The organism is Streptomyces sp. NPDC085460, from assembly GCF_044541975.1.
GTDB lineage: Bacteria > Actinomycetota > Actinomycetes > Streptomycetales > Streptomycetaceae > Streptomyces.
In genome coordinates, this window is the sequence record NZ_JBITTO010000007.1 from 21,837 (window position 1) to 44,453 (window position 22,617).

General features: G+C 75.4%; 21 protein-coding genes and 1 pseudogene. 8 read left to right on the forward strand and 14 right to left on the reverse strand.

Annotated features, from left to right (window positions below):
• Positions 1-17 precede the first annotated feature (17 nt).
• The 11 genes and pseudogenes from ACIGHB_RS18930 to ACIGHB_RS18980 form a co-directional block, all read right to left on the reverse strand.
• Positions 18-1,817, reverse strand: a complete 1,800-nt coding sequence (locus ACIGHB_RS18930) for an ABC transporter ATP-binding protein (protein WP_399914391.1) — start codon at positions 1,815-1,817, stop codon at positions 18-20.
• Positions 1,814-3,583, reverse strand: a complete 1,770-nt coding sequence (locus tag ACIGHB_RS18935) for an ABC transporter ATP-binding protein/permease (protein WP_399914393.1) — start codon at positions 3,581-3,583, stop codon at positions 1,814-1,816. Before ACIGHB_RS18935 ends, ACIGHB_RS18930 begins: the two co-directional genes overlap by 4 nt.
• Positions 3,580-4,965, reverse strand: a complete 1,386-nt coding sequence (locus ACIGHB_RS18940) for a SagB/ThcOx family dehydrogenase (RefSeq protein WP_399914395.1) — start codon at positions 4,963-4,965, stop codon at positions 3,580-3,582. Before ACIGHB_RS18940 ends, ACIGHB_RS18935 begins: the two co-directional genes overlap by 4 nt.
• A gap of 8 nt (positions 4,966-4,973) precedes the next feature.
• Positions 4,974-6,371 (reverse strand): YcaO-like family protein, encoded by a 1,398-nt coding sequence (locus ACIGHB_RS18945; protein ID WP_399914397.1) that lies wholly within the window; start codon positions 6,369-6,371, stop codon positions 4,974-4,976.
• Positions 6,368-8,014, reverse strand: coding sequence for a CocE/NonD family hydrolase (locus ACIGHB_RS18950; protein ID WP_399914399.1), 1,647 nt, complete (start codon positions 8,012-8,014; stop codon positions 6,368-6,370). The genes ACIGHB_RS18945 and ACIGHB_RS18950 overlap by 4 nt, the downstream gene beginning before the upstream one ends.
• The gene (locus tag ACIGHB_RS18955; protein WP_399914400.1) at positions 8,011-8,979 is read right to left on the reverse strand and encodes a hypothetical protein; all 969 of its coding nucleotides are present in this window, start codon (positions 8,977-8,979) and stop codon (positions 8,011-8,013) included. The genes ACIGHB_RS18950 and ACIGHB_RS18955 overlap by 4 nt, the downstream gene beginning before the upstream one ends.
• A gap of 94 nt (positions 8,980-9,073) precedes the next feature.
• Positions 9,074-9,208, reverse strand: a complete 135-nt coding sequence (gene amiA / locus ACIGHB_RS18960; RefSeq protein ID WP_360309656.1) for a streptamidine family RiPP — start codon at positions 9,206-9,208, stop codon at positions 9,074-9,076.
• Between the two features lie 58 nt (positions 9,209-9,266).
• On the reverse strand, positions 9,267-10,085 hold the full coding sequence (locus tag ACIGHB_RS18965) for an ABC transporter ATP-binding protein (RefSeq protein ID WP_360309838.1): 819 nt from the start codon (positions 10,083-10,085) through the stop codon (positions 9,267-9,269).
• 75 nt (positions 10,086-10,160) lie between these two features.
• Complete coding sequence (locus ACIGHB_RS18970; RefSeq protein ID WP_399914402.1) at positions 10,161-11,168, reverse strand: FecCD family ABC transporter permease; 1,008 nt, start codon at positions 11,166-11,168, stop codon at positions 10,161-10,163.
• 155 nt (positions 11,169-11,323) lie between these two features.
• Positions 11,324-12,376, reverse strand: a pseudogene (locus tag ACIGHB_RS18975) (FecCD family ABC transporter permease); the annotation flags it as partial.
• Between the two features lie 191 nt (positions 12,377-12,567).
• Entirely contained in the window at positions 12,568-13,548 is a 981-nt protein-coding gene (locus ACIGHB_RS18980) for an ABC transporter substrate-binding protein (protein WP_399914404.1), read from the reverse strand.
• An 81-nt stretch (positions 13,549-13,629) separates the two neighbouring features.
• Between ACIGHB_RS18980 and ACIGHB_RS18985 the strand changes: the two genes are divergently transcribed.
• A complete protein-coding gene (locus tag ACIGHB_RS18985) occupies positions 13,630-14,829 on the forward strand; it encodes a hypothetical protein (protein ID WP_399914406.1) in 1,200 nt (399 codons plus the stop codon).
• A gap of 94 nt (positions 14,830-14,923) precedes the next feature.
• Here ACIGHB_RS18985 and ACIGHB_RS18990 read toward each other — a convergent pair whose 3' ends face one another.
• On the reverse strand, positions 14,924-16,510 hold the full coding sequence (locus ACIGHB_RS18990; protein ID WP_399915010.1) for an MDR family MFS transporter: 1,587 nt from the start codon (positions 16,508-16,510) through the stop codon (positions 14,924-14,926).
• 59 nt (positions 16,511-16,569) lie between these two features.
• On the reverse strand, positions 16,570-17,301 hold the full coding sequence (locus tag ACIGHB_RS18995; protein ID WP_399914408.1) for a TetR/AcrR family transcriptional regulator: 732 nt from the start codon (positions 17,299-17,301) through the stop codon (positions 16,570-16,572).
• A 140-nt stretch (positions 17,302-17,441) separates the two neighbouring features.
• On the opposite strand from ACIGHB_RS18995, the gene ACIGHB_RS19000 reads away from it, so the two are divergent.
• Positions 17,442-18,185, forward strand: coding sequence for a sortase domain-bontaining protein (locus ACIGHB_RS19000; RefSeq protein WP_399914410.1), 744 nt, complete (start codon positions 17,442-17,444; stop codon positions 18,183-18,185).
• A gap of 9 nt (positions 18,186-18,194) precedes the next feature.
• The gene (locus ACIGHB_RS19005) at positions 18,195-18,719 is read left to right on the forward strand and encodes an AAA family ATPase (protein WP_399914412.1); all 525 of its coding nucleotides are present in this window, start codon (positions 18,195-18,197) and stop codon (positions 18,717-18,719) included.
• Here the strand turns inward: ACIGHB_RS19005 and ACIGHB_RS19010 are convergent.
• Entirely contained in the window at positions 18,709-19,290 is a 582-nt protein-coding gene (locus ACIGHB_RS19010) for a TetR family transcriptional regulator (protein ID WP_399914414.1), read from the reverse strand. The genes ACIGHB_RS19005 and ACIGHB_RS19010 overlap by 11 nt on opposite strands.
• Positions 19,291-19,403: 113 nt before the next feature.
• On the opposite strand from ACIGHB_RS19010, the gene ACIGHB_RS19015 reads away from it, so the two are divergent.
• The 5 genes from ACIGHB_RS19015 (at position 19,404) to ACIGHB_RS19035 (ending at position 22,584) form a co-directional block, all read left to right on the forward strand.
• Positions 19,404-20,012: a DUF2867 domain-containing protein gene (locus tag ACIGHB_RS19015; protein ID WP_360309672.1), complete on the forward strand. Its 609-nt coding sequence runs from the start codon at positions 19,404-19,406 to the stop codon at positions 20,010-20,012.
• A gap of 150 nt (positions 20,013-20,162) precedes the next feature.
• On the forward strand, positions 20,163-20,600 hold the full coding sequence (locus tag ACIGHB_RS19020) for a nitroreductase family deazaflavin-dependent oxidoreductase (RefSeq protein WP_360309674.1): 438 nt from the start codon (positions 20,163-20,165) through the stop codon (positions 20,598-20,600).
• 306 nt (positions 20,601-20,906) lie between these two features.
• A complete protein-coding gene (locus ACIGHB_RS19025) occupies positions 20,907-21,176 on the forward strand; it encodes a hypothetical protein (protein ID WP_399914416.1) in 270 nt (89 codons plus the stop codon).
• A gap of 10 nt (positions 21,177-21,186) precedes the next feature.
• On the forward strand, positions 21,187-21,924 hold the full coding sequence (locus ACIGHB_RS19030) for a VOC family protein (RefSeq protein ID WP_399914418.1): 738 nt from the start codon (positions 21,187-21,189) through the stop codon (positions 21,922-21,924).
• A 117-nt stretch (positions 21,925-22,041) separates the two neighbouring features.
• On the forward strand, positions 22,042-22,584 hold the full coding sequence (locus ACIGHB_RS19035; RefSeq protein ID WP_360309680.1) for a DapH/DapD/GlmU-related protein: 543 nt from the start codon (positions 22,042-22,044) through the stop codon (positions 22,582-22,584).
• The last annotated feature ends 33 nt before the right edge of the window (positions 22,585-22,617 follow it).

The following is a 22,617-nucleotide window of genomic DNA, read 5'->3' on the forward strand; positions in this document are numbered from 1 at the left end:
GTCAGCCGCGCCCCCGGTCAGGGGGTGGTGTCGGCGAGGATGCGGTTCAGGGCGCTGTCGGGGGTGGCGGTGAGCTGCCGCCAGGTGCCCTCCTCGACGATCCGGCCGGCTTCCAGGACGGCGATGCGGTCGGCCCTGCGGATGGTGGCGCGGCGGTGGGCGATGACGAGCGTCGTACGCCCCTGGTGGTGGAGCGCGGAGGCGAGTCGGGCGTCGCTCTCGTTGTCGAGGTGGGCGGTGGACTCGTCCAGGATCAGGACGCGCGGCCGGGCCAGCAGGGCGCGGGCGAGGGCGATGCGGGCGCGCTGGCCGCCGGAGACGGTCGCGCCGCGTTCGCCGACCGGGGTGGTCAGGGGGGCGATGCGGTCGACGCCGCACAGGCGGGCCGTCTCGGCGAGGAGCGTGTCGTCGGCGTCGGGGGCGGCGAGCCGCAGGTTCTCGGCGAGGGTTCCGTGGAAGAGGGGGGTCTCCTGGCCCACCAGGGCGACGGCCCGGCGGAGGTCGGCGTCGCTCAGCTCGCGCAGGTCGAGGGGGACGCCGTCGGCGGGCAGCAGCTGGACCTCGCCCTCGGTCGGGTCCCAGAAGCGGCCGAGGAGGTGGGCGCAGGTCGACTTGCCGGCGCCCGACGCGCCGACCAGGGCCAGCGTCTCCCCCGCCCTGACGGTCAGGTCGACGCCGTCGAGGACGGGGCCCCCGCCGTAGTCGAAGCCGACGCGGCGCAGCCGGACGCCCAGCGGCCCGGGCGGCAGGGGCCGGGGCGAGGCCGGTGGCGGAGCGAGGGCGGGGGCGCGCACGGCCGCGCCGACGCGGGAGGCGGCGGCGCGCAGGGAGACGGCCTGGCTGAGGGAGCGGGCCGATTCCGCGACCGGGACCAGGAGGCCCAGGGCGAGCGCCATCGCCGCCGGCGCCCACGCGCCGTGCAGCCTGCCGGAGGCCGCCGCGTGCGCGGCCGCCGCCACCACGCCGAGCAGCGCCGCCACGATCAGGAGCTCGCGGAGCGCGGCGGCCGCCGCTTCCCACGTGGCCTCGGCGCGCTGGGCGTCCCCGAGCTGCCGTCCACGGTCGGCCAGGCGCCGACGGTGGCCGGGCAGGGCTCCGTGGGCGAGGAGTTCGCGCAGTCCGTCGACGGTCTCCACCGTGTCGGCCGAGAGGGCTGCGGTGGCGGTACGGGTGCGGGCGCCGCGTTCCGCGCGCCCGCGCGCGTCGGCGAAGGGGGCCGCCGCGAGCAGGGCCGCCGCGGGCAGCACGGCGGTCAGCAGCCACGGTTCCAGGACCGCGAGGAACGCCGTGCCGCCGGTGAAGACCGTGCCCGCCGCGAGGAGTTGCGCGGTGGTGTGGGCGTAGAAGAACTCCAGTGCCTCGACGTCGGCCATGGCGGTGGCGGCGAGGTCCCCGCTGCGCCGGCCGGCGATGCGGGCGGGCGCGCTGCGGGCGAGCCCGTCGAAGACGCGTACCCGCAGCGCCGCGAGCACCCGGTACGCCAGGTCGTGCGAGAGGTCCATCTCGTGCCAGGTCGTCAGGGCGCGTACGAGGACCAGAGCGACGAGCACGCCGACGGTACCGGACGTCGGGGCCTGCGCCTCGACGACGGCCGTGCCCACCGTGTGGGCGGCCAGGGTCACCAGCGCGACGAGCGAGCCCTGCTCCAGGAGCGCGGCCGCGCAGGTACGGGCCGTCATGGCGCGGTGCGCGGCGAGGGCGGGGAGGAGGGCGCGCAGGGAGCCGCGCTCGGGCGCGGCGGCTTCGGGGGCGGGGGTGAGAGCGGGAGTGGGAGTGGGTGTGTCGGTGTCTGTGGGGGCCTTGACGGTCCGGCTCATGCGGCGTGCTCTCCTCGCTGGGTGGTACGGCCCGCCTCGACGAGCCGGGCGTAGACGCCCCCGGCCTCGGCCAGAGCGGTGTGGTCGCCGACGGCGTCCACGCGGCCCCCGTCGAGGACGACGATGTGGTCGGCGTGCCGGACGGCGGCGAGCCGGTGGGCGATCACCAGGACGGTGCGCTCGCCGGCGGCGTGCAGCAGGTCGCGGACGATGGACGCCTCGCGGCGTTCGTCGACCGAGCTCGTCGCCTCGTCGAGGACGAGGACGGGGGCGTTCGCCACGAGGGCGCGGGCGAGGGCGAGCCGCTGGCGCTGCCCGCCGGACAGGCCGGCGCCGCGTTCCCCGAGCACGGTGGCGTAGCCGTCGGGCAGGGCCGCTATCTCGTCGTGGACGCCGGCGACGCGGGCCGCCGCGGTCAGGTCCTGGTCCGTGGCGTCCGGGCGGGCCATGCGCAGGTTGTCCGCGACGGTGGCGTGGAAGAGGTACGTGTCCTGGGACACCACCGCGACGCCCTGCCGGAGCGCGTCGAGGGCGTAGTCGGTGGTACGGCGCCCGCCGAGGACGATGCGGCCTTCGCTCGGGTCGTGGTGGCGCAGGAGCAGCGCGAGCAGGGTGGACTTGCCGGCGCCCGAGGGGCCGACGACGGCGGTGGTACGGCCTGCCGGGGCGGTGAAGGAGACCCCGTCGAGGGCGGGCGCGGACGCGTCGGCGTAGGTGAACCGCACGTCCTCGAAGCGGAGTTCCGGCGGCGTCGGCCAGACGGCGGGGACCGTGCCGGTGTCGCGGACGGCCGGTGCGGCGGTCCGCAGTGCGGCGATCCCGTCCGCGGCCGACAGGCCCAGGTATCCGGCGTGCCACTCGCGGGCGAGGTCGCGGACCGGCCGGAAGCACTCGGAGGCGAGCAGCAGGACGAGGTAGGTGCCGGTCGCCGTGGTCGAACCGCTGACGGCGGACCAGCAGGCGAGGAGCGCGGCGGCCGCGGTGCCGCCCTGGACGGCGAGATCGGTGAGGGCGGTGTCGACCAGGGAGACGCGGAGCTTGGCGACGGTCGCCCGGTGCAGGGCCGCCGAGCGGTCCTCCAGGCGGGCGCGGGTGCGGCCGACGGCTCCGGCGGCCCGCAGGGCGGGCATGCCCTGAAGGGCTTCGAGGTAGTCGGCGCCCAGCCCTTCGTACGTGTCCCAGTGCTCCCTGCCGCGCGCGGCGAGGAGTCGGTCCCAGGCGCGGGGGCCGACGAGGGCGAGGAGCAGGGCGGGGACGAGCCCGAGCAGCGCCGCCGGTTCGACGATGGCCAGGCCGACGAGCACCAGGGGCGGCACGGTCAGGGTGACCAGGAGCTGGGGCAGGTAGCGGGAGACGTAGGCGTCGACGCCTTCCACGCCGTCGACGAGGGTGGTGCGGACGGCTCCGGCGCGCGAGGGGGGACCCCCCGGCCGGAGGCCGGCGGAGGTCAGGTGGGCGGGGCCCAGGCGGCCGAGGTGGGCGAGGAGTTCGTCCCTGAGGGCCACCCTGACGTCGGCTCCGGCACGGGTGGCGGTGCGCCGCTGCCAGGTGCCGAGCCCGGCGCGGCCGGCGACGACGGCGAGGACCGCGGCGATCAGCCACGGGAGCCGCGCCGTGTGGCCGCGGGCGAGGTCGGCGAGGGCGAGCGCGAGCAGGGTCGCCTGTCCCAGGTGGGTGAGGGTGACGGCGCCTTGCAGCAGGGTGGCGTGGAGCAGCGGTCGCCGGGCGCGGCGGGCGGCGCGGCGGAGTTCGGGGTGGACGATCATGCGGGGTTCTTCTCCTCTGGGGCCGGGAGAGCGGCGGGGAAGGGACGGGAACCGGTGGGGGCGGCGGGGGCGGTGGTGGCGGTGGTGGGGAGCGCGCCGAGGGCCAGGCCGTGGACGATCCAGTCCTGGCCGGGCGGGGCGCCGAGCGCGGCGCCGAGGTCCGCCTGTTGCCAGGAGCCCACCGGCCGGGCGGCCAGGCCGTGGTGGAGGGCCGTGACGTGGGCGAGGTGGACGGCGAACCCGGCCCGCAGGTGGGTGCGGACGATGTGCGCCGCGTCGGCGTCCGCGGGGCAGCCGCGCGCGAGGAGGACGGCGCCCGCGTCCGCGAGCCACGCCTGGCCGCCCGCCCAGGCCGCGAGGGTCGGGCGGGCCTCGCCCGCCGCGAACCGGCGCGGGGGCGCTCCGCCGGGGGCCGGTTCCAGCAGGCAGGGCTCCGGGGTGCCGACGGCGACGCACCACCGCAGCTCGGCGCCGCCGGCGCGCACGGCGCTGTCGAGCACCGCGCGCAGCGCCTCCGGGGCGGGGGCGGTGTGTGGCAGGGGGGGTGGGGTGCTGCGGCGGGCCAACAGTTCCCCGGGCGTCGGGGTGCGACTCGGCGGGTGCGCGGTGGCAGGGGACGTCGGGGTGCGACCCGGCGGATGGGCGGTCGCCGGTGAGGTCGGGTTGCGACCCGGCGGGTGGGCGGTGGCCGGGGATGTCGGAGTGCGACCCGACGTGTGAGTGGTGGCCGGGGACGTCGCGGCGGGTGCGGGAACGCGTACGGCGGCGAGCGGACGCGCGGCGGCTCCGTCCAGCCGGACTTCGGGCGCGCCCGCGCCCAGCGCGCGGGCCGCGAGGACGACCGCCGCGGCGGCGTGGCCCGTGTCGAGGAGCAGCAGCGGCCAGGCGCGGTGGCCGTAGTGCGAGACCGTACGCCGGGCGGTCACGGACAGTTCGACGGTCACGCCCGGCGGCGTGCCGTCGGGTTCCCGGCCGAGGCGGTGGACGCGGTGGCGCAGCGGGTCGTAGCCGTAGCGGCCCGGTGGCAGGGAGCAGCCGGCGCCCACGACGAGCTCGGTGTCCACCGGGTGCAGGGCCCCGGCGGAGGGGACCGGGCGCAACCGCCCCGAGCCGTCCGAGGCGGCCAGCGAGAGACGCAGCAGGCCGCCCAGATCGAGCCGGCCCGGTCCGGCTCCCGGAAGGGGCGACGGCCGCCCCGGCCAGGCCGGTACGCGCGGACCCGCGGGCGTGTCGGGGCCGGGCCGGCGCGCGGATCGGGCGTGGGCGAGCACGGTGGGGAGATCCGCCGGAGCGCTGTCCCCGCGGTCGCGCGCGCCCTGGGGCCCGTCACGACGGAGCCGCTTCACGTCCGCCGTGCGGCCGTCGTCGTCGAGGTGTTCCATCGCCGTCCTCACATGTGGGGCGGAGGCGCCAGCGTGTAGTCCTCGGGGGCGCTCGGGGCGGTCGTGCGCCAGCCCCTGCGCAGGGCGGTCTCGGCGAGGCGGGGACAGCCGAAGTAGCCGAAGGCGGCGGGGGCGTTGGGGAGGAGCCCGGAGACCAGGACCCGGGCGACGCTCAGGGGCGTCTCGGCCACGTCCTCGGTCGTCAGGTCGAAGGTCATGAGCCGGTGGCCGCCCGCCTGCAGCGCGCGCTCCAGCCGCTCCCGGCTCCCGGGCTCGACGGCGTCGACAGGGACGGTTCCGTGGGCGGGGGCGGTGAAGCGGCGGGCCTCGGCCGCCATCCGTTCGTCGAGCCACACCTGGACGTGCGCGCCCAGGTCCCGTACGTGCTCGAACCGCTCGCCGCACGCGTCCAGATAGCGTCCGTCGGCGCGGTGTTCGAGGTACAGGCCGCGGGCGAGCAGGCCCGCCTCCACGGCCTGGAAGACCCAGCCGTCGGGGCCGGTGAGGCCCTGGGTGAAGACCCAGGTGTGGACCGCTTCGAGGACGGCCTTGCGGGCGGCCTCGGCGGGGTCGTACTTGCAGGCGAAGCCGGCCGCGTACAGGCCGAGGGCGGGGTCGTGGACGAGCGCGGCGACGCACGGCGCGAACTCGGACGGCATCTCGACGAGGTGGACGTCGAGCCCCGATCCGGCGAGGTCCGCCGTCAGTCCGGGGACGGTGGCCGGGTCGATGCCGCGGGTGGGTCCGTCGAGGTGCCACCACAGTTCGAGGGCGTCGCGCTCGACGACCTCCAGCAGGCCGCGTTCGACGGCGTCCTCGTGGCCCTGCCCGGTGGCGATGCCGGCGTAGTTGAGGTGGTGGGTGCGGGGGAGTTCCCGCAGCTCGCCCTGGCGCCAGTTGAGGTGGGTGAGGGCGACGGGTGCCCAGACCTCCGCCGTACGTCCGCCGGGCAGCCGCTCGGTGCCGCGCGTCCACAGCGACGGGGTGTCGGCGGTGAAGGGGCGGTACGGGAACCCGTCCCGGCCGTACTGCCAGGGCGCGTACGCGGGCAGGTCGTCGGGGCCGTAGAGCCGCAGGCCCTTCCCGGCCAGTTCGGTGGCGGTGGCGCGCAGGGGGGCGTCGGGGTGGCCGGGCGGGGGCACCCGGTTGCCGCAGTACCGTTCCACCCCCTCGGCTATCGCGGCGATCCGGGCCTGTGCGGGGTCGCCGAAGGTGGTGCCGAGGGAGACCCGGTCGGCGGGCCACAGGCCGAGTCTGCGGGCGTCGGATATCTCCGCGGTGAACGCGGTGTAGCGGGGCGGGGCGCCCACGGGGTGGTCGACGGCCTTGACCTCGCGGACGATGCCGCACACGGGGTCGACGAGTGCTTCCAGCGGCAGTTGCGGCGGGAGTGGCGACGGCGTCATCGCAGGATCTCCTTGGCGGGATCGAGGGGCTCGGAAGGGGAGGTGGCAGGGGGCGCGGAAGCGGATCCGGAGACGGGGGCGAGGACGGTCAGGGTGAGCGTCACGCTCTCCGGGTCGACTTCCCGCCGGGAGGGCAGCAGCCGTTCGGCCGTGACCGGGTCGTCTCCGGTGTGGGGGTTGCGGGCGTGGGCCGGGAAGTGGTGGCCGGCGATCTCCAGCCGCAGCCGGGTGCCGGCCGGTAGCCGGCGCGCGATCCGGCCGAGCTCGACGGTGAACGCGCTGTCCGCCGGTCCTCGGCGGCGCAGCACGCCGACGCACAGGCGCTCGCCCTTCCCTTCCGGGGTGAGCGCGACGAGCCGGACGGCCCAGTCGGCGGACGGCGTGTCCGCGCCGGCCCGCAGCCGTACCCGTACGGGCCCGACGGCGTCGAGCGGGTACGGCAGCGGTGGACCGGCCAGCAGACAGCGGTCGGGTACGCCCCCGGTGGGCACGCTGAGGTCGTCGGAGCGGACCGGCCGCTCGGGGTCGGCGGTGAAGCGGGAACCTGTCAGCATCGTCAAGGGCTGCGTGCGCGGCACCCCTTCGCGTGTCGGCGCGCCTTCCCCCCGCCCTCCCCCGCTTCCCGCCGGGAGCCACAGGTCGGCGCCGCCCAGCGCCACCGCTCCGTGGCGGCCGGGGGTGAGGGCGCCGGCGAGGGCGCGGTGGGCCCAGCGCGCGTACAGCGCGCCGAGGGCGATCCGGTGGGCGGGGCCGGCGTCCGGGCCGGGCGCGGTGACGAGGCCGTGTCCCCACGGGCCGAGCAGCAGACGGGCCGAGGGCCCGCCCCAGTTCCGCCACAGGGCGAGGGTGTCCTCGGCGAAGTGGTCGTGGTGGCCCCCGACCGCGAGCAGGGGCACGGTGGCGCGCGCCGCGCGGGAGACGAGCCGGCCTCGTTCGCGGTGCCGCCACAGGCCGGCCCAGGAGGGCAGGCTCCGCCCGAGTCGTTCGGGAAGGCGGGTGAGGGGCAGGTGGGTGAGCAGGGCGGGGTCCGTGGCGAGGGCCTTGTCCAGCGCGCCGTCGTCGGAGTCGCGCCGGTCGCCGTGGGCGGCCCACCAGCCGGCGCGGGCCAGGAGCCGTTCCGGCCCGGAGGGTTCGCGTGCCGTCTCGGCCGCGCCGAGTGCGGGTACGGCGGCGATGACCGCGTCCGGCCGGGTTCCCGGCTCCTCGCCGGGCCCCTCGAGGGCGAGGACGAGGGCGCAGTGGGCGGCGTAGGAGGCGCCGGCGGCGACGTACCGGCCGTCGCTCCACGGCTGTCGCCGGATCCATCGCGCGGTCGCCGCCCCGTCGGCCGTCTCGTTCTCGTACGGTCGCCACTCCCCCGCCGAGGCGAACCGTCCCCGCACGTCCTGGACGACGGCGGCGAAGCCGTGGCGGACCCAGCCGCGCGCTTCGGCCAGGTGCCGGGCACGGTCGTACGGGGTGCGGACGAGGACGGCGGGGAAGGGACCGCTGCCTTCCGGGAGGAGCACGTCCGTGGCGAGGTCGCCCGCGACGACCGTGCGCAGGGTCGTACGGGGGACGGCCGTGCGCGCGGTCGTACGGGGCACGGCGGTGTGCGGGGCCGTGCGGGGTACGACCGTCGTGCGCTCGTCCGGGGAGGTCATCCGTCGTTCCCCGGCGTCGTCGGGGCGGCGGGCTTCGCCGTCACGGTGGGCGTCGCCGTGCCGACGGGCACCGCCACAACGGCGGGCACCGGAGGGGCGGCGGGCACCGGAAGCACGGCCGGCGGAAGGACGGCGGGCACCGGCAGCACGGGGTGTTCGGTGACGGTCAGCGTGCGCAGGTCCACCCGCCGGAGCCGGCGGCGGGCCGGGATTCCGGTCGTGGCGTCGGCTCCGGTGGCCCACCGGGCGAGGTCGTCGGCCAGCAGGGCCGCGAGGAGCGCGGCGGCGGGAACGGTGAGGTCGACCGGCGCGCCCGCCGTGCGGGGCCCGCTCCAGTAGGCGGCGAGTTCGCGGTGGGCGGGGGTGGCGGCGAGCCGGCGGGCGCGGACGTGGGCGGCGGTGACGTCTCCGGGGGCGGCGGCGAGGGGTTCGACGTACGCCTGCCAGCCCTCGCGGTGGCAGCGGAGCCAGGCCACGCCGTGCGCGGGCAGCCGGTCGGCGGCGTCCCACAGTCCCTCGGGGACGGGGCCGTCGAGGCACCAGACGACGGCGGCGGGGTCGCCGTCGAGCAGGTCCTCGATCGCGGGCGGCGGCGCGTCGGGGGCCGTCGTCGCCGGTGCCGTCCGGGGCTCGGCGCCCAGGGCGGTCAGGTGCGCGGCGAGCGGTCGGGTGAGTGCCGGGGTGCCGAGGAGCAGGACGGCGCGGCGGTCGGCGGGCCACGGCGCGGGCGGCGGCGGTTCGTCCGCCAGGTACCCGGCTTCCTCGAACGCCTCTACCACAGCGATCAGTTCCTTCCCCGGAGGGATGGTGGCACCGGCGCCGGAGAGCAGGGAGAGCAGCGCGCTCTCGTCCGCCGCCCCGGGCGTTCTGACGCCGAGGAACTCCCCTTCGGCGGTGCGGACGGCGAGGCCCCGCCCGGGTACGGCGACGACTTCGACACCGGGAACGAGCCGGCTGCGGGACACGACGAACTCCTGACCTGGGAAACGGGGGTGAACAGGCGTGGGCCCGCCCGTACGGCGACGGGCGGGCCCACGGTGGAGGGGTGGAAGCCCTCCCTTACTTCTCGGTGCCCTCGGCAGCCTCGACGCCGTCCTCGAAGGGGTTCTCGACGAGGGCGTTGGAGTGGGTGGCCGAGGCGTGGGCCAGCTGACCCGGGTCGGCGATCGGCGTGAAGATCTGCTCGTTGTTCATGAACTCTCCTTGTTCGTAAGGGAGATGGGGCGTTCGGTCGAGCGCCACACCCGGAACACTAATTGAAATGATTTTCATTTTCTAGCTCGGTCGACTCGGGCAGAGGGTGATCTGGGTAACACACCGGCCAGCCGCCCTCGGGGTCCGTACCGACCCGGCCGGCCACCCTCAGCACGTCCGCGAGGAGCCCCGGGGTGACGACCTCCTTCGGGGCCCCGTCGGCCACCACGCGGCCCTCGCGCAGCGCGACGAGCCGCTCGGCGAACCGGGCCGCGTGAGCCAGGTCGTGGAGCACCATGACCACCGTCAGCCCGCGTTCCGCCCGCAGGCGCACCACCGTCCGCAGCACGTCGAGCTGGTGGTGCAGGTCCAGATACGTGGTCGGCTCGTCGAGCAGCAGGACGCGGGTGTCCTGGGCGAGCGCCATGGCCAGCCGTACCCGCTGCCGTTCGCCCCCCGACAGCGCGTCGACCTCGCGGTCGGCCCACTCCTCCACCCCGACGTCCCGCAGCGCCCGGGCCACGACGGGATCGTCGCCCTCGCGGAGCATGCCCAGCGGGCCACGGGCCGCGTAGCGCCCCTGCCGCACCAGATGACGGACGGTCATGCCCGGGACGGGCGGGGCCGATTGGTGCAGGAGCGCCACGCGCGCGGCCGTGGCCCGCCGGGAGAGGCGGGCGAGGTCGTCGCCACCGAGCAGGACGCGCCCCCGGTCCGGCCGCAGCAGTCCGGCGACCAGCCGCAGCAGAGTGGACTTGCCACAGCCGTTGAGGCCGATGAGCGCGGTCAGTTCACCCGGGCGCACGGTCAGGTCGACGCCCCGCAGCACGGGCCTGCCCGGGTAGCCGTGGTGAACACCCTCGACGTGTATCCCCATGGGCTCGCCGGCGGTGACCGATCCGCTCGTGGTCGTGCTCGTGGTCGTGGTCAATTTCCGGTCCTCCGTCGACTCTCAGAACGAACCGCCGGGCGCGCGGCGCACGACGACCAGCAGCAGGGCGGCGCCCAGGCAGGCGGTGAGCGCGCCGACCGGCAGCGACAGCCCTCCGGCGCCCAGCACTTCGGCCGGCAACCGCGAGAGCAGCTGCGCCGCGGCGTCCGCCCCGCAGACGACCACCGCGCCCAGCAGGGCGGCGCCGGGAAGGCTCACCCTCAGGTCGGCGCCGAAGACGGCGACGGCCAGGTGCGGGACGAGGAGCCCCACGAAGCCCAGCGCTCCGACCGCGGCGACCGCGCCCGCCGTCAGCGCCACCGCGCACATCAGGGCCAGGGTCCGGGCGCGCGGGGCGGCGAGGCCGGCCGCCAGGGCGATGTCGTCGCCGCAGCGCAGCAGGGTCAGCGGCCCGGCGAGCAGCCAGGCCGCGGTGCCCCAGACCAGCGCCCACGGCCACAGCAGGTGCCAGTGGTCCCAGACCCGGCCCTCGGTGGTGCCGACCAGCCACTGCACGACGCTGCCGAGTTCGCCCGGTGCCACGAGCAGCACCATGGCGGTCAGTCCGCCGAGGACCGCCGTCACCAGCACTCCGTGGACGGCGGTACGGGCCGGGTCGCCGCTCGCGCGGCCGGCGAGCAGCCGCAGCAGCAGGGCTCCCGCGCATCCCCCCGCACAGGCGGCGAGCACCACGGCCAGCGGCGTGTCCCATCCGGCGAGGCCCAGGGCGGTGGCGGTGACGGCCCCGAGGACCGCCCCCGGGGTCACCCCCGTCACCTCGGGCCCGGCGAGGGGGTTGCGCAGCGCGGACTGGAGAACGAGGCCGGCCACCGCGAGGGAGGCGCCCGCGCCCAGCGCCACCAGCGTCCTCGGCAGCCGTAGCCGCCAGAGGATGTGCCGGCCCGTCGCGTCGCCGCCACCGGCGAGCACGTCCCAGACGGCCCCCGGGGCCATGCCGCGCCCGGCCACCAGCTCCGCGCCCGCGCAGACGACCAGCAGGACGGCGAGGACCGCGAACCGCCGGCTCACCGGGCCTCCTCCGCCCCGGTCTGCTCCACCCTGGACTTCTCCGCCCCGGTCTTCCCCGCCCTGGACTTCTCCACCCCGGTCTGCTCCACCCCGGTCTGCTCCACCCCGGTCCTCTCCACGGCGGTCCTCTCCACCCCGGCCCTCTCCACGGCGGTCCTCTCCGCCGCGGTCTTGTCCCCGGGCGGCGGGGCGGGGTCGCGCGCCACGGGCACGCGCCGGGGCACCAACCCGCCCGGCGCGGCGGCCGTGCCTCTTCCGCCGGTCCGGCCGCGGGCGCCGCCCGTGCGCATCAGGGCGACCCCCACGGGGACCCCCAGCAGGGCCGTCCAGGCGCCGGCCGGGGTCTCCACGGGGGCCAGCGCCAGCCGGGCGGGGACATCGGCGACGGCCACGGCGACCGCGCCCCACGCGGCCGACCAGGGCAGCCAGCGCACCGCCCCCGAGGCGGGGTCGAACCACCGGGCCAGGTGCGGGGCGAGGAACCCCACCCACGCGACGGGCCCGCACACGGCCGTGACCGGCGCGATCAGCACGACGGCGACGGCCAGCGCGAACAGCCGGGCGCGCCGGGCGCGTACGCCCAGCGCCTCGGCGTCCTCGTCGCCCAGCCTCATGACCGAGAGCACCGGCGCGCAGAGCACGAGGGCGGGGACCGCGACGAGCAGCCACGGCCACAGGCCCGCGATGTCGTCCCAGGTCCGGGCGGAGAGCGACCCCAGCAGGTAGCGGTAGATGAGCTGGAGGTCGAGCTGGTCCGCCATGACCATCAGGACGAGCAGCGCGGCCTGCAGGGCGGCGGCGACGGCGGCGCCGGTCAGCAGCACGGCGGACGGGCTGCGCCCGAGGCCGGCCGCGAGCAGGGTGAGGCCGCCGCCGAGCGCGGCGCCGCCGAGGGCGAGCAGGGGCTGTACCGCGGCGGGCACCGACAGGGCGAGGACCAGGGGCGCGGCGACGCCGAGCGCCGCCCCCGAGGAGACGCCCAGCATCTCCGGCACCGCCAGCGGGTTGCGGAGCGCTTCCTGGAGCACGAGCCCGGCCGCGCCGAGGCATGCTCCGGCGATCAGCGCCAGCAGCAGGCGCGGGACGCGGAGTTCGGTGACGACGATCCCGGCGAGTGTCGTGTCCCCGTCCAGCACCGCGGCGACGAGCCGGTGCGGGGCGACGGAGGGCGTACCGAGGCACAGCGAGCAGACCGATGCGGCGATCAACAGGCCGACCACCAGCAGGGGTTGGCGTGCGCGGGTACGGCGCCGGGGGCGCGGTTCGCCGCCCGGCGCGAGCACCGGCGGACCGGCGGGCGCGGCGGGGGCCGGTTCCGGCTCCGGGGCGCGCTCGGGAGCCGGACCCGGTGCGGTCACCGAGGCGCGCGCGGAAGCCGGACCCGGCTCAGGCGTGGGCCTCACCGCAGTGCGGCCGTGGCCTCGTCGAGGACGATGCCCATCGAGCGGGTACCGCGCCCCTTGGCCCACACCTCTGAGTTCACCTCGTGGACGTCGCCGTTCCTCACCGCCGGGATCTTGCTCCAGAGGGGGTTCTTCGCCAGCTTCTCCGACAGCTTGCCGTCGCCGCCGCCGAAGCTCATCGTCTCGACGAACAGGACGTCGACGTCCTTGGCGAGGATTTCCTCGAGGCTGTAACTTCCCTCCACGCCCCGGGACTTCCACGGGTACGCGGCGATCTTGGGGAACAGTCCGGCGGTCACGTCGGCGTCCGGGGTGGCGACGCCGAAGTTCTCGTCACTGCCGTAGATGATGAGCGCCGTCCTGTCGCTGGGGGTCTGCTCGGCCTTGGCGAGCTTGGCGCGGAAGGCCCGTTCGGCCTTCTCCCCCTGGGCGGTGCGGCCGGTGAGGGCGGCGGTGTCGCGCAGGTAGCCGACGCTGTCCTCCCAGCTCTCGGGCTGCATGGCCCAGAAGGTGGTGGCGCCCTTCAGCGCGGGGGCGAGCTTGCCGTGGGTGTCTCCCAGGCCGATCACGAGGTCGGGCTTGTGGGAGAGGATCGCCTCCACCTCCGGGGCGATGAAGCCGCCGGGGACCACGGCGACCTCGCCGGCCCGGCTCTCCCCGAGGAAGTCGGGGTGGGCGAGCAGCGCGCTGTTGGTGGCCGTGGGGACGATCCCGAGTTCGGTCAGGATGTCGTCGCAGAGCGCGAACAGACAGACGATCCGCTCCGGCCGCTTCTCCAGGGAGATCGTGACGCCCTTCGCGTCGGTGACCTCCGTGGCCGCCTTGATGGGCGCGACGGTGACCTCGGTCCTGGCGCGCGGCGCGGCGTCGCCGCCGGCCTCGCGCTCACCCGGGGACGAACCGCAGCCGACCAGGACGGAACCCGCCACGGCGACGGTGAGCCAACTGCGGACGAATCTCGACGGTGCGTGCGACATCGACGCCCTCGCTTCCTCTTCGGGGTCTGGAACGCACCGAACATACATGATAATCGTTTTCATCAAACCTCTGGAGGACCCATGCGCACACCCCCTGCCGCCCTGCTCGTCTCCGACCACATGGCCGGCTCCGTGTACGCGCTGTCGGTCCCGGACGGCACCGTGACGGGGCACCTCACCGGCCGCCATCTCTCCGAGCACGCCGGGTTCCTGGCGCTGCCGGGAGGACGGGTGGCCTGTGTCGACGACCGCCGGGGAGAACTCCTGGTGCTCGACCCGTTCGGCGACCGGCTCGTGGAGCGCGCGGTCCCGGTCGCCGTACCGGCCGAGCACCTGGCCTGCGATCCCTCCGGACGACTGCTGGCCGTCACGACCGGCCTGGGCGAGAACGCGGAGCCGTGGTCGGACCTCCTGACGGTCGTCGACCTGAGCACCGGCGACGCCGCCCGGGTCCGCACCCGGGTCGGCGAACCGGGCGTGACGGTCCTGGGCGGCGGCGGACCGCTCGTCGTCCTGCGGCACAGGGAGCCGGGCGCGCTCGCGGTCCACCGGTTCGCGGAGCTCCTCGCGGCCCCGCCCGGCTGTCCGGTGGTCACGCCCCACGCACTCCTGCCGCTGCCGGACGACGGGCACGGCGACGCCCACGACCCCGCCTCCGGGCGGGTGTTCGCGGCCACGGGCGCCGGGGTGCGGGCGGCCGGCAGGAAGGACGACCGGCTCGTGGCCGAGGCGACGATCCCGTGGGGGTCACCGGCGCGGGGCTGGTACCTCCGCCTCGACACCCGGCGACGCGCCCTGTGGAGCACCCTGCGCGGCGGCCCGTCGGACCCGCTGCGGTGGCCGGAGTGGACGAACCACGCCTGGTACCACGAACTGGACACGGGCCGCACCCGGCAGACCGAACTCGGCCCCGGTCTGGTCTTCCGGCTGGCTCTCGCCCGGAACTCCACCGCTTTCAGCCGCGTCCACCCCGACGGCGACCAACTCGTGCTCCTGGACGGCGACTTCACCCCGCGGCGCGTCCCCCTCCCCGCCATGGACGGCGCGCCACGGCGCGGCGGCACCCCCTGGGAGGGGGTCGAGCGCCGGGCCGTCGCCGCCTCGCCGGGCTCCGACTGGGTGGCCGTCACCCGGGGCGGTCACGGCGAAGTGCACCTGATCGACGCGGAGTCGGGCCAGGAGGTGAACCGAGTCCGTCTGAGCACCCCCCTGCACCACGGCGGCCACGTCACGCTCGTCGGCCGGAACGACGGCTCGGACGGCGATCCCGTGGGCAGGTGACAGCGGCGGACGGCATCGGCCTCCCCCGCCCCGGAGGGCGAGGGAGGCCGATGTGGTGCTGCGGGCCCGCGGTGCGCGCGGCCGGTCGCCGAGGTTACCCGGGGACGTCGGTGGTCGCCCGGGACGGGCCGCCGGCGCCGTCCCGGTCGCCGTCGCCGTCGCCGGCTTCCTCGGCGAGCCGCTGCATGCCGCTGGTGGTCTTCAGCGGCTTCTCCTTGACGAAGAGGACGCAGAGCAGCGCGAGCGCCGCGAAGGGCGTGGCGATGAGGAAGAGTTCGCCGGTGGCGACGCCGTAGGCGTGCTCGACGATCTCCCGGATCGGGCCGGGGAGCGCCGTCATGTCCGGCATCGCGCCGTGTCCGCCCCCGCCCGCGCCGGCCGGTACGCCGGCGTCCGCGAGGCCCTTGCTCATCTCCGTGGCGACCCGGTTGGCGAGGATGGCGCCGAGCACGCTCGTGCCGATGGTGCCGCCGAGGCTGCGGAAGAAGGAGAGGACGGAGGTGGCGGCGCCGAGTTCGGTGGCCGGTACGTCGTTCTGCGCGGCGAGGACGAGGTTCTGCATCAGCATGCCGACGCCGATGCCCATGACGGCCATGTAGAGGCTGGTCAGGGCGAAGGGCGTGTCGGCGTCGATCGTGGCCAGGAGTCCGAGACCGGCGGTCATGGTGAGGCCGCCGGCCACCAGGTACGCCTTCCACCTGCCGGTCTTGCTGATGATCTGTCCGGCGACGGTGGAGGAGACGAGGAGGCCGAGGATCATCGGCAGGCTCATGAGGCCGGCGACGGTCGGGGACTTCCCCAGGGAGATCTGGAAGTACTGCGACAGGAAGACGGTGCCGCCGAACATGGCGAGGCCGACGAAGAGGCTGGCGACGGTGGTGAGCGAGACGGTGCGGTTGCGGAAGATGCCGAGCGGGATGATCGGCTCCGGAACGCGGGACTCGACGAAGACCGCCGCGACGAGCAGCACCAGTCCGCCACCGGTGAGGGCGGCGGTCTGCCAGGAGGCCCAGTCGAAGCTGTTGCCGGCCAGCGACACCCAGATGAGGAGCGCGCTGACGCCGGCGACGATCAGGAAGGCGCCCAGGTAGTCGATCTTCGCCTCGCGGCGCAGGTCGGGGAGCTTCAGCGTCCGCTGGAGGAGCACGATGGCGAGCAGGGCGAAGGGGACGCCGATGAAGAAGCACCAGCGCCAGCCCAGCCAGGAGGTGTCCACGAGGACGCCGCCGATGAGCGGTCCCGCGACGGTGCCGACGGCGAAGACGGCGCCGAAGATGCCGGCGTACTTGCCGAGCCTGCGCGGCGGGATGATCGCCGCCATCACAACCTGCGCGAGGGCGGTGAGTCCGCCGGCGCCGATGCCCTGGGCGACCCGGCTGAAGATGAGCAGCCCGACCTCCTGGGAGAACCCGGCGAGCAGCGAGCCGACGACGAACAGGCCCAGGGAGATCTGGAGGAGGAGTTTCTGGTTGTAGAGGTCGGCGAGCTTGCCCCACAGGGGCACCGTGGCCGTCATGGCGAGCAGTTCGGCGGTGACGACCCAGGTGTAGGCGGACTGGGTCGCCTCCAGGTCGGCCATGATCCGGGGCAGCGCGTTGGCGACCACCGTGCCGGCGAGGATGGACACGAACATGCCCGCCATCAGGCCGGACATGGCCTGGAGTATCTGCCGGTCCGACATCGCGGCGGCAGGAGACGCCTCGGCCGGCGCCGTGGCTGGTGATTTCACAGCTTCTCTTCTCAGTGTTTCGTGGATCGCGGGGGTTCGTGGGGCGCGGGGGTGCGCGGGGCGGGCGGCGGCTCCGGGAGCGGAAGGCCCGCGGCGAGGTGCTCGAACGTCTCCCGGAACACGTCCGCGAAGACGGCCTCCCCCTGACGGACGGACCAGTGCTCGACGGCGACGCGCACGGCCGTACCGCCGACGGCCGCCAGGAGGCGCGGGTACAGCCCCAGGGCGCGCCGCCGTTCCTCCTCCTCGGGCGACGCGAAGGCCGGGCGTTCCTCGGCGAAGAGCGGCGAGCCCGCCCCCATGCGTTCCGCGAGGGTCTCGGCGAGGCCGAGTTCGTCGGCCATGTGGGCGCCGATCCTGCGGGCGAGCAGCTGCGGCGCCTTGCGGAGGACCTCGGCGTGCAGGCACCACAGCTCCTGCTGCTGCTCCACCTCCTCCAGCTCCGAGGCCAGGGCGTCGCGGAGCGCCTCCAGCGGGGAGAGTGCGGGCCGTGCGGCGAGGACGGCCCGGCGGACCCGGTCGCCGGCGTCCGCGCCGACCATGACGAAGACCTCGTCACGGGAGTCGAAGTAGTTGAAGAACGTACGCGTCGAGACCCCCGCCGCCGCGCTGATGGCGTCCACGGTGACGTTCTCGACACCGCGCTCCGCCGCCAGCCGTACGGCCGCCTCGACGAGCGCGGCCCGCGTCGCCCGCTTCTTGCGCTCTCTGAGCCCGCTCTCGGCAGGCACCCCCTCCACCATGGATGCATGGTACGCAAAAATGCAGAGCCTGCAAAAATATAAGGAGCTTCGAGAGCGGGGACCCGGGAATACGGCGCGCCGGCCCGTCGTTCCCCCCTGCACGCACGCAGGTGCCCTCCACGCCCAGGCGGTCGAGAGCCATGACCCGTACCCGCCGTACCCGCCGCGCCACCACCTCGGCGGCCGTCGCGAGCATCCTCCTCGCGCTGCTCGTCGCCCTCCTCGGCGGCTGCGCCGCCACCGCCGGCTCCGGCGCCCCGGCCTCCTCGGACGCCGCCCCGCCGGAACCCGCGCCCGCCGCGAGCAGGCCACCGCCCGCCCGCACCGCCGGGCAGCCGGAACCGGTGGCCGCCGCGCCCACCCCGCGCCCGCGCCCCGCCGAGCTCGACATCCCCGCGATCGGGGTGACGGACCTGCGCGTCGTGCCGTACGAGGGGAAGACCGACGACCGGGCGGGCACCCGCATCCAGGACCGGGGCGTGGCGGCCAGCCCGTACGGGAAGGACGGCGGCGTCGGACCCGGCGACGTCGGCAACTACCAGGTGACCGCGCACCGCCTCTCGGCCGGGGGCGCGCTCCGCGACCTGCCCGACGTCGACGTGGGCGACCTGGTGCGCGTCACCGCCGAAGGCACCACGTACACGTACCGGATCACCGAGACCCGTACGACCTCCTTCCGCTCCGCCCGCTCCCTCGCCGAGCAGCGGGCCGCCGTGCCCGGGGCTCCCGGCGAGCGCCCCACCCGCGCCATGATCACGCTCTCCACCTGTGCCACTCCGGAGGACGACGCGGCGGGCAACTTCTGGCGGGACGCGCTCGGCAACCCCGAGCACCGCATCGACAAGATCGGCGTCCTCACGACGACCGATCCCGCGCGCCGCTAGCGTGGGGCCATGATCGTATGGCTGAACGGCACGCACGGCGCCGGCAAGACGACGACGAGCGCGCTCGTGCGGCAACTGATCCCGGACTCACGGGTGTTCGACGCCGAGAAGGTCGGCGAGACGCTCATGGACATCTCACCCGGGTTGCCCGAGACGGACAACTTCCAGCACTGGCCCCCGTGGCGGCCGCTCGTGGTCGAGACCGCCCGCCACGTCCTCGACTACACCGGCGGCACGCTGGTGGTCCCCATGACCGTCCTGGTGGAGGAGTACTGGCGGGAGATCAGCTCGGGACTCGCGCGCCACTCCATTCCGGTACGCCACTTCGTCCTCCACGCCGACCGGGAGACCCTCCGGGGGCGCATCGCCGGGGACACCGTCGTCGGCCCCGACTCCCCCTTCCGCCTCGCCCACCTGGACCCGTACGCCGAGGCGGCCCGATCCTGGCTGCACGGGGAAGCCGAGGTCGTGGACACCACGCACCTCACGCCCGCCGAGGCCGCGCTGCGGATTGCGGAGGCGGTCAGGAGCTGACGGGCGGCGCCGGCCGGGCCAGCAAGCGCTCCCGGACCGCGGCGAGGACCTGCGCGCGGGTGCGCGGGCCGTCGTCGGCGGCGATGAGGTGGTCACCGATCCGGAGGGAGAAGGTGATCAGGCAGCGGGCCTCGACCTCGCCCTCGTCGGGGCAGAAGGCTCCGTAGAGCTCGCGCAGATAGTCCATGCGCCGGTTGTCGGCCCGGCGGAGCCGCTCCGCGACGCCTTCGTCACGCCGGGCCCAGTCGCGTACCGCCAGTTCGACTCCGGCGCTGGTCACGGGCGCCTCGGCCGCCCCCACGACGTCGAAGAGCCGCCCGAGCCGCTCCCGGGCGTCGCCCCCGTCGCGCTCGATCCGGGCGATGACGTCCTCGGTGACCCCGCGCTCCCAGGTGTCGAGCATCTCGGCGAGGAGCGCGGCGCGATTGCGGAAGTAGCCGTAGAAGCCGCCCTTGCTGACGCCGAGGGCCTGGGCGAGGACCTCGACCCGGACGGCCTCGGGTCCGCCGGCGGCGAGCGCCCGCAGCCCCTCCTCGACCCACTTGGCCCGCGGCGTGCGGATCACGCCCATGCCGCACCTCCCCTCACGCGATGACGACGACTGGAATGACAGCCCGAGTATACGGCGCCGTATAGAGAGGGCTATGCTCGATCTATACGCCACCGTATAGACAGGGGTCCGTCATGAACGCTCTGCGCCTCCCCCCGACCGACCACACCTCCCGCCCCTGGCGGATCCACGAGATCGCCGGCGACTTCCGGCTGGAGGACCTGTGGGCCCTGCCGACGCCGGGCGGACCGGACGACCTGCGGCACCTGGTCGCCCAGATGGCGGGCGGGACGGAGGGACCCGACGGCGGCAACCCCGTGGGCCGCTTCCTCTTCGCGGTGCGCTGGAAGCTCGGCAGGCTGCTCGGCTGGGACGGGCCGGACGCGGGCGTCGGCGGCCGGGTGGCGACCCTGCGCGACCGGCTGCCGGACGACCTGCGCGACGGGCCGCGCGGCCCCGACCTCAGCTCGGCCCCCTTCACCTCGGTCTTCCAGACCCACGACGAGTGGGCCGCCGAGTACGCCAACAAGACCATGCACGGCGTGATGCACATCGCCTGGGTCCCCGACGGCCACGGCGGCTACCGGGGCCAGATGGCCGTCCTGGTCAAGCCCAACGGGCGTCTCGGCACCCTGTACATGATCGGCATCAAGCCGTTCCGGTATCTCGGGGTCTACCCGGCCCTGATGCGCTCGATCGGCCGTGAGTGGCGGGAGAACACCGCACGTCGGACGGCCCCCTGACCTCCCGTCGACCACCGGGCGGGCGCCCGACCGAGAGGGCACATCGGGCCGTCTCCCCTGGTGGCACCGGCGGCGACCATGATGAAGTGGGAGGAACGGCGCACTCCGGAGAGGCCGGCCGCCGTCGGACGACGAGGAGAGGAGAACGGCATGCCGCTCGAAGGAACCTACGAGCCCAGTCCGTCGCAGTGGGTACGGGAGCAGGTCGAGGAGTACGAGTCGTCGGGCGGGACCCGGGGAACGACCATGCGCGGCCTGCCCGTGGTCCTCGTGACGAGCGTCGGCGCGAAGAGCGGCAAGCTCCGCAAGACCCCGCTCATGCGGGTGGAGCACGAGGGCGCCTACGCGCTCGTCGCCTCCAACGGAGGGGCCGTGAAGCACCCCGTCTGGTACCACAACCTGATCGCCTCCCCCCGGATCGAGCTGCGCGACGAGACGCGGCGGTGGGACATGGCGGTACGCGTCGTGACCGGCGAGGAGCGGCGCGCCTGGTGGGAGCGGGCCGTCGCGGCGTTCCCGGACTACGCCGACTACCAGCTCAAGGCCGACCGGGAGATCCCCGTCTTCGTCGCCGAACCGACCGCCTGACCGCCGGATCGACCGCCGGACCGCCGGATCCATCGCCTGACCGCCGGATCCACCGCCTGACCGCCGGGTCAACCGCCTGACCGGTGAGGCGATCGCCGGAGCGGCCCGTCGCCGAGCCGACCGCCCGAGCGGCCCGCCGACGAGCCGACCGCCCGAACGGCCCGTCGCCGAGCCGACCGTCCGAACGGCCTGCCGACGAGCCGGTTGTCCGTGTTTCACCGGGCCTCCGAGGGGCAGCCGCCACACGGGGCGGCGCGTCCCGGCGGGACGTGCCGCCCCGGCCACCCCACGAGCCAGGAGGAGACGATGGGCCACCACGAACGCCGGCGCACGCTGCCCGCGGACGAGCCGCCGCGGACCACCCCTTCCGAAGCCGTCGGCGAGAGCGGCGACGAGGAGGCGCGCCGCCAGGCCGATGAGGCGGAACGGGGCCGCCGCGGCAGGGCCGAGGACGCCGAGGACAAGGGACACGGCATGAGCGCCAAACGCCAGTCCCCCGGCCTCGGGCGCGAGGAACAGCGCCGCCCGCTCGGACGGCGGGGCGACGCCGGGGACGGGGCGCCGGACCGCTCATAGGATCGGCGGCATGGCGACAAGACTCGTGCAGATCAACATGAAGGCCAGGGACGACGCCGCTCTCGGACGCTTCTGGGCCGCGGCACTCGGCTGGAGCCTCGACAGCGAGGGACCGGGCGTGACCAACCTCGAACCCCCGGGCTTCTCCTACCCCGACCCGGTCGCGGTCTGCGTCGACATCGTCGCCCGTCCGGAGCCCAAGACGGTGAAGAACCGGGTGCATCTCGATCTGGCCACCACGTCGCCCTCCCACCGGGCGGAGCTGGTCGCCCGCCTGGAGGAGCTCGGGGCGACGCGCGCCGACATCGGCCAGGGCGACGTGCCCTGGACCGTCATGGCCGACCCCGAGGGCAACGAGTTCTGCGTGCTGGAGCCCCGGCCGGTCTACCGGGACACCGGGCCGGTCGCCGCGGTGGTCGTCGACTGCGGCGACCCCCGCGAGCTGGCCCGGTTCTGGGGCGCGGCGATGGACTGGGCAGTGCACGAGGTCGCCGACGGCCACGCGACCCTGCGCTCCGCCCGGGGTGTCGGCCCCTACCTGGAGTTCATCCGCAACCCCGACCCGAAGCGCGGGTGGAACCGCGTCCACCTCGACGTCCGCCCCTACCCCGGTGACGACCCGGCGGCGGAGGAAGCACGGCTGCGCGCCCTGGGCGCGACCGATCCCGGGATCGACCAGTCGGCGATCCCGTGGACGATCCTGGCCGACCCGGAGGGCAACGAGTTCTGCCTCCTGAGCCCGAGCTGAGACCGGCCGTCGGCGACCGGCGGGGTACCTGTGGACGTGTACGGTGACCGCTTCTCCTCACAGGGACAGCTCCCCTCACAGGGACACAGGGACACAGGAACAGGAAGGGGCCCCGGCATGACCGGCGACCGTCTCATGCGCATCCACAGCCCCGAGTTCCAGGCCATGGCCGAGCGGGTCCTGCGGGTCACCGAACTCACCTCCCGACTCAACGTGCTGCCGTTCGAGGACGACGCGGGCAAGGCGGAGCTGTTCGCGCGGATCCTCGGCAAGCCGCTGCCGCCGCGCGTCACGATCTACCCGCCCTTCTACACGGACCACGGGCTGAACCTCGACCTCGCCGAGCGGGTCTTCATCAACCAGAACTGCACGTTCCTGGACTACGCCGGCATCCGGATCGCCGAACGGGTGATGATCGGGCCGAAGGTCACGTTCATCACCAGCGGCCACCCGGTCGATCCCGAGGAGCGGCGGCTGTACCTCACCGGCGCGCCCATCGACGTGGCGGAGAACGTGTGGATCGGCGCCGGTGCCACGATCCTGCCCGGCGTCAGCATCGGCCGTGACGCGGTGATCGCCGCCGGCGCGGTGGTGGCCGACGACGTTCCGCCCGCGAGCCTCGTGACCGGCGGCAAGGCGACCGTACGCCGCACATGGTGACGCCGGCCGCGTCGGCCGCGCCCGCCGCCCGGC

What these genes read in the sequence shown, in the direction of transcription:
- ACIGHB_RS19005 (WP_399914412.1), top strand. Translation starts at nt 18,195, where the DNA reads ATGATCGTATGGCTGAACGGCACGCACGGCGCCGGCAAGACGACGACG.
- ACIGHB_RS18945 (WP_399914397.1), bottom strand. Translation starts at nt 6,371, where the DNA reads ATGACGCCGTCGCCACTCCCGCCGCAACTGCCGCTGGAAGCACTCGTC.
- ACIGHB_RS18935 (WP_399914393.1), bottom strand. Translation starts at nt 3,583, where the DNA reads ATGATCGTCCACCCCGAACTCCGCCGCGCCGCCCGCCGCGCCCGGCGA.
- ACIGHB_RS18990 (WP_399915010.1), bottom strand. Translation starts at nt 16,510, where the DNA reads ATGTCGGACCGGCAGATACTCCAGGCCATGTCCGGCCTGATGGCGGGC.
- ACIGHB_RS19025 (WP_399914416.1), top strand. Translation starts at nt 20,907, where the DNA reads ATGGGCCACCACGAACGCCGGCGCACGCTGCCCGCGGACGAGCCGCCG.
- ACIGHB_RS18985 (WP_399914406.1), top strand. Translation starts at nt 13,630, where the DNA reads ATGCGCACACCCCCTGCCGCCCTGCTCGTCTCCGACCACATGGCCGGC.
- ACIGHB_RS19000 (WP_399914410.1), top strand. Translation starts at nt 17,442, where the DNA reads ATGACCCGTACCCGCCGTACCCGCCGCGCCACCACCTCGGCGGCCGTC.
- ACIGHB_RS18930 (WP_399914391.1), bottom strand. Translation starts at nt 1,817, where the DNA reads ATGAGCCGGACCGTCAAGGCCCCCACAGACACCGACACACCCACTCCC.
- ACIGHB_RS18965 (WP_360309838.1), bottom strand. Translation starts at nt 10,085, where the DNA reads ATGGGGATACACGTCGAGGGTGTTCACCACGGCTACCCGGGCAGGCCC.
- ACIGHB_RS18995 (WP_399914408.1), bottom strand. Translation starts at nt 17,301, where the DNA reads ATGGTGGAGGGGGTGCCTGCCGAGAGCGGGCTCAGAGAGCGCAAGAAG.
- ACIGHB_RS19020 (WP_360309674.1), top strand. Translation starts at nt 20,163, where the DNA reads ATGCCGCTCGAAGGAACCTACGAGCCCAGTCCGTCGCAGTGGGTACGG.
- amiA (WP_360309656.1), bottom strand. Translation starts at nt 9,208, where the DNA reads ATGAACAACGAGCAGATCTTCACGCCGATCGCCGACCCGGGTCAGCTG.
- ACIGHB_RS18980 (WP_399914404.1), bottom strand. Translation starts at nt 13,548, where the DNA reads ATGTCGCACGCACCGTCGAGATTCGTCCGCAGTTGGCTCACCGTCGCC.
- ACIGHB_RS18940 (WP_399914395.1), bottom strand. Translation starts at nt 4,965, where the DNA reads ATGGAACACCTCGACGACGACGGCCGCACGGCGGACGTGAAGCGGCTC.
- ACIGHB_RS19015 (WP_360309672.1), top strand. Translation starts at nt 19,404, where the DNA reads ATGAACGCTCTGCGCCTCCCCCCGACCGACCACACCTCCCGCCCCTGG.
- ACIGHB_RS19010 (WP_399914414.1), bottom strand. Translation starts at nt 19,290, where the DNA reads ATGGGCGTGATCCGCACGCCGCGGGCCAAGTGGGTCGAGGAGGGGCTG.
- ACIGHB_RS18950 (WP_399914399.1), bottom strand. Translation starts at nt 8,014, where the DNA reads ATGACCTCCCCGGACGAGCGCACGACGGTCGTACCCCGCACGGCCCCG.
- ACIGHB_RS19035 (WP_360309680.1), top strand. Translation starts at nt 22,042, where the DNA reads ATGACCGGCGACCGTCTCATGCGCATCCACAGCCCCGAGTTCCAGGCC.
- ACIGHB_RS19030 (WP_399914418.1), top strand. Translation starts at nt 21,187, where the DNA reads ATGGCGACAAGACTCGTGCAGATCAACATGAAGGCCAGGGACGACGCC.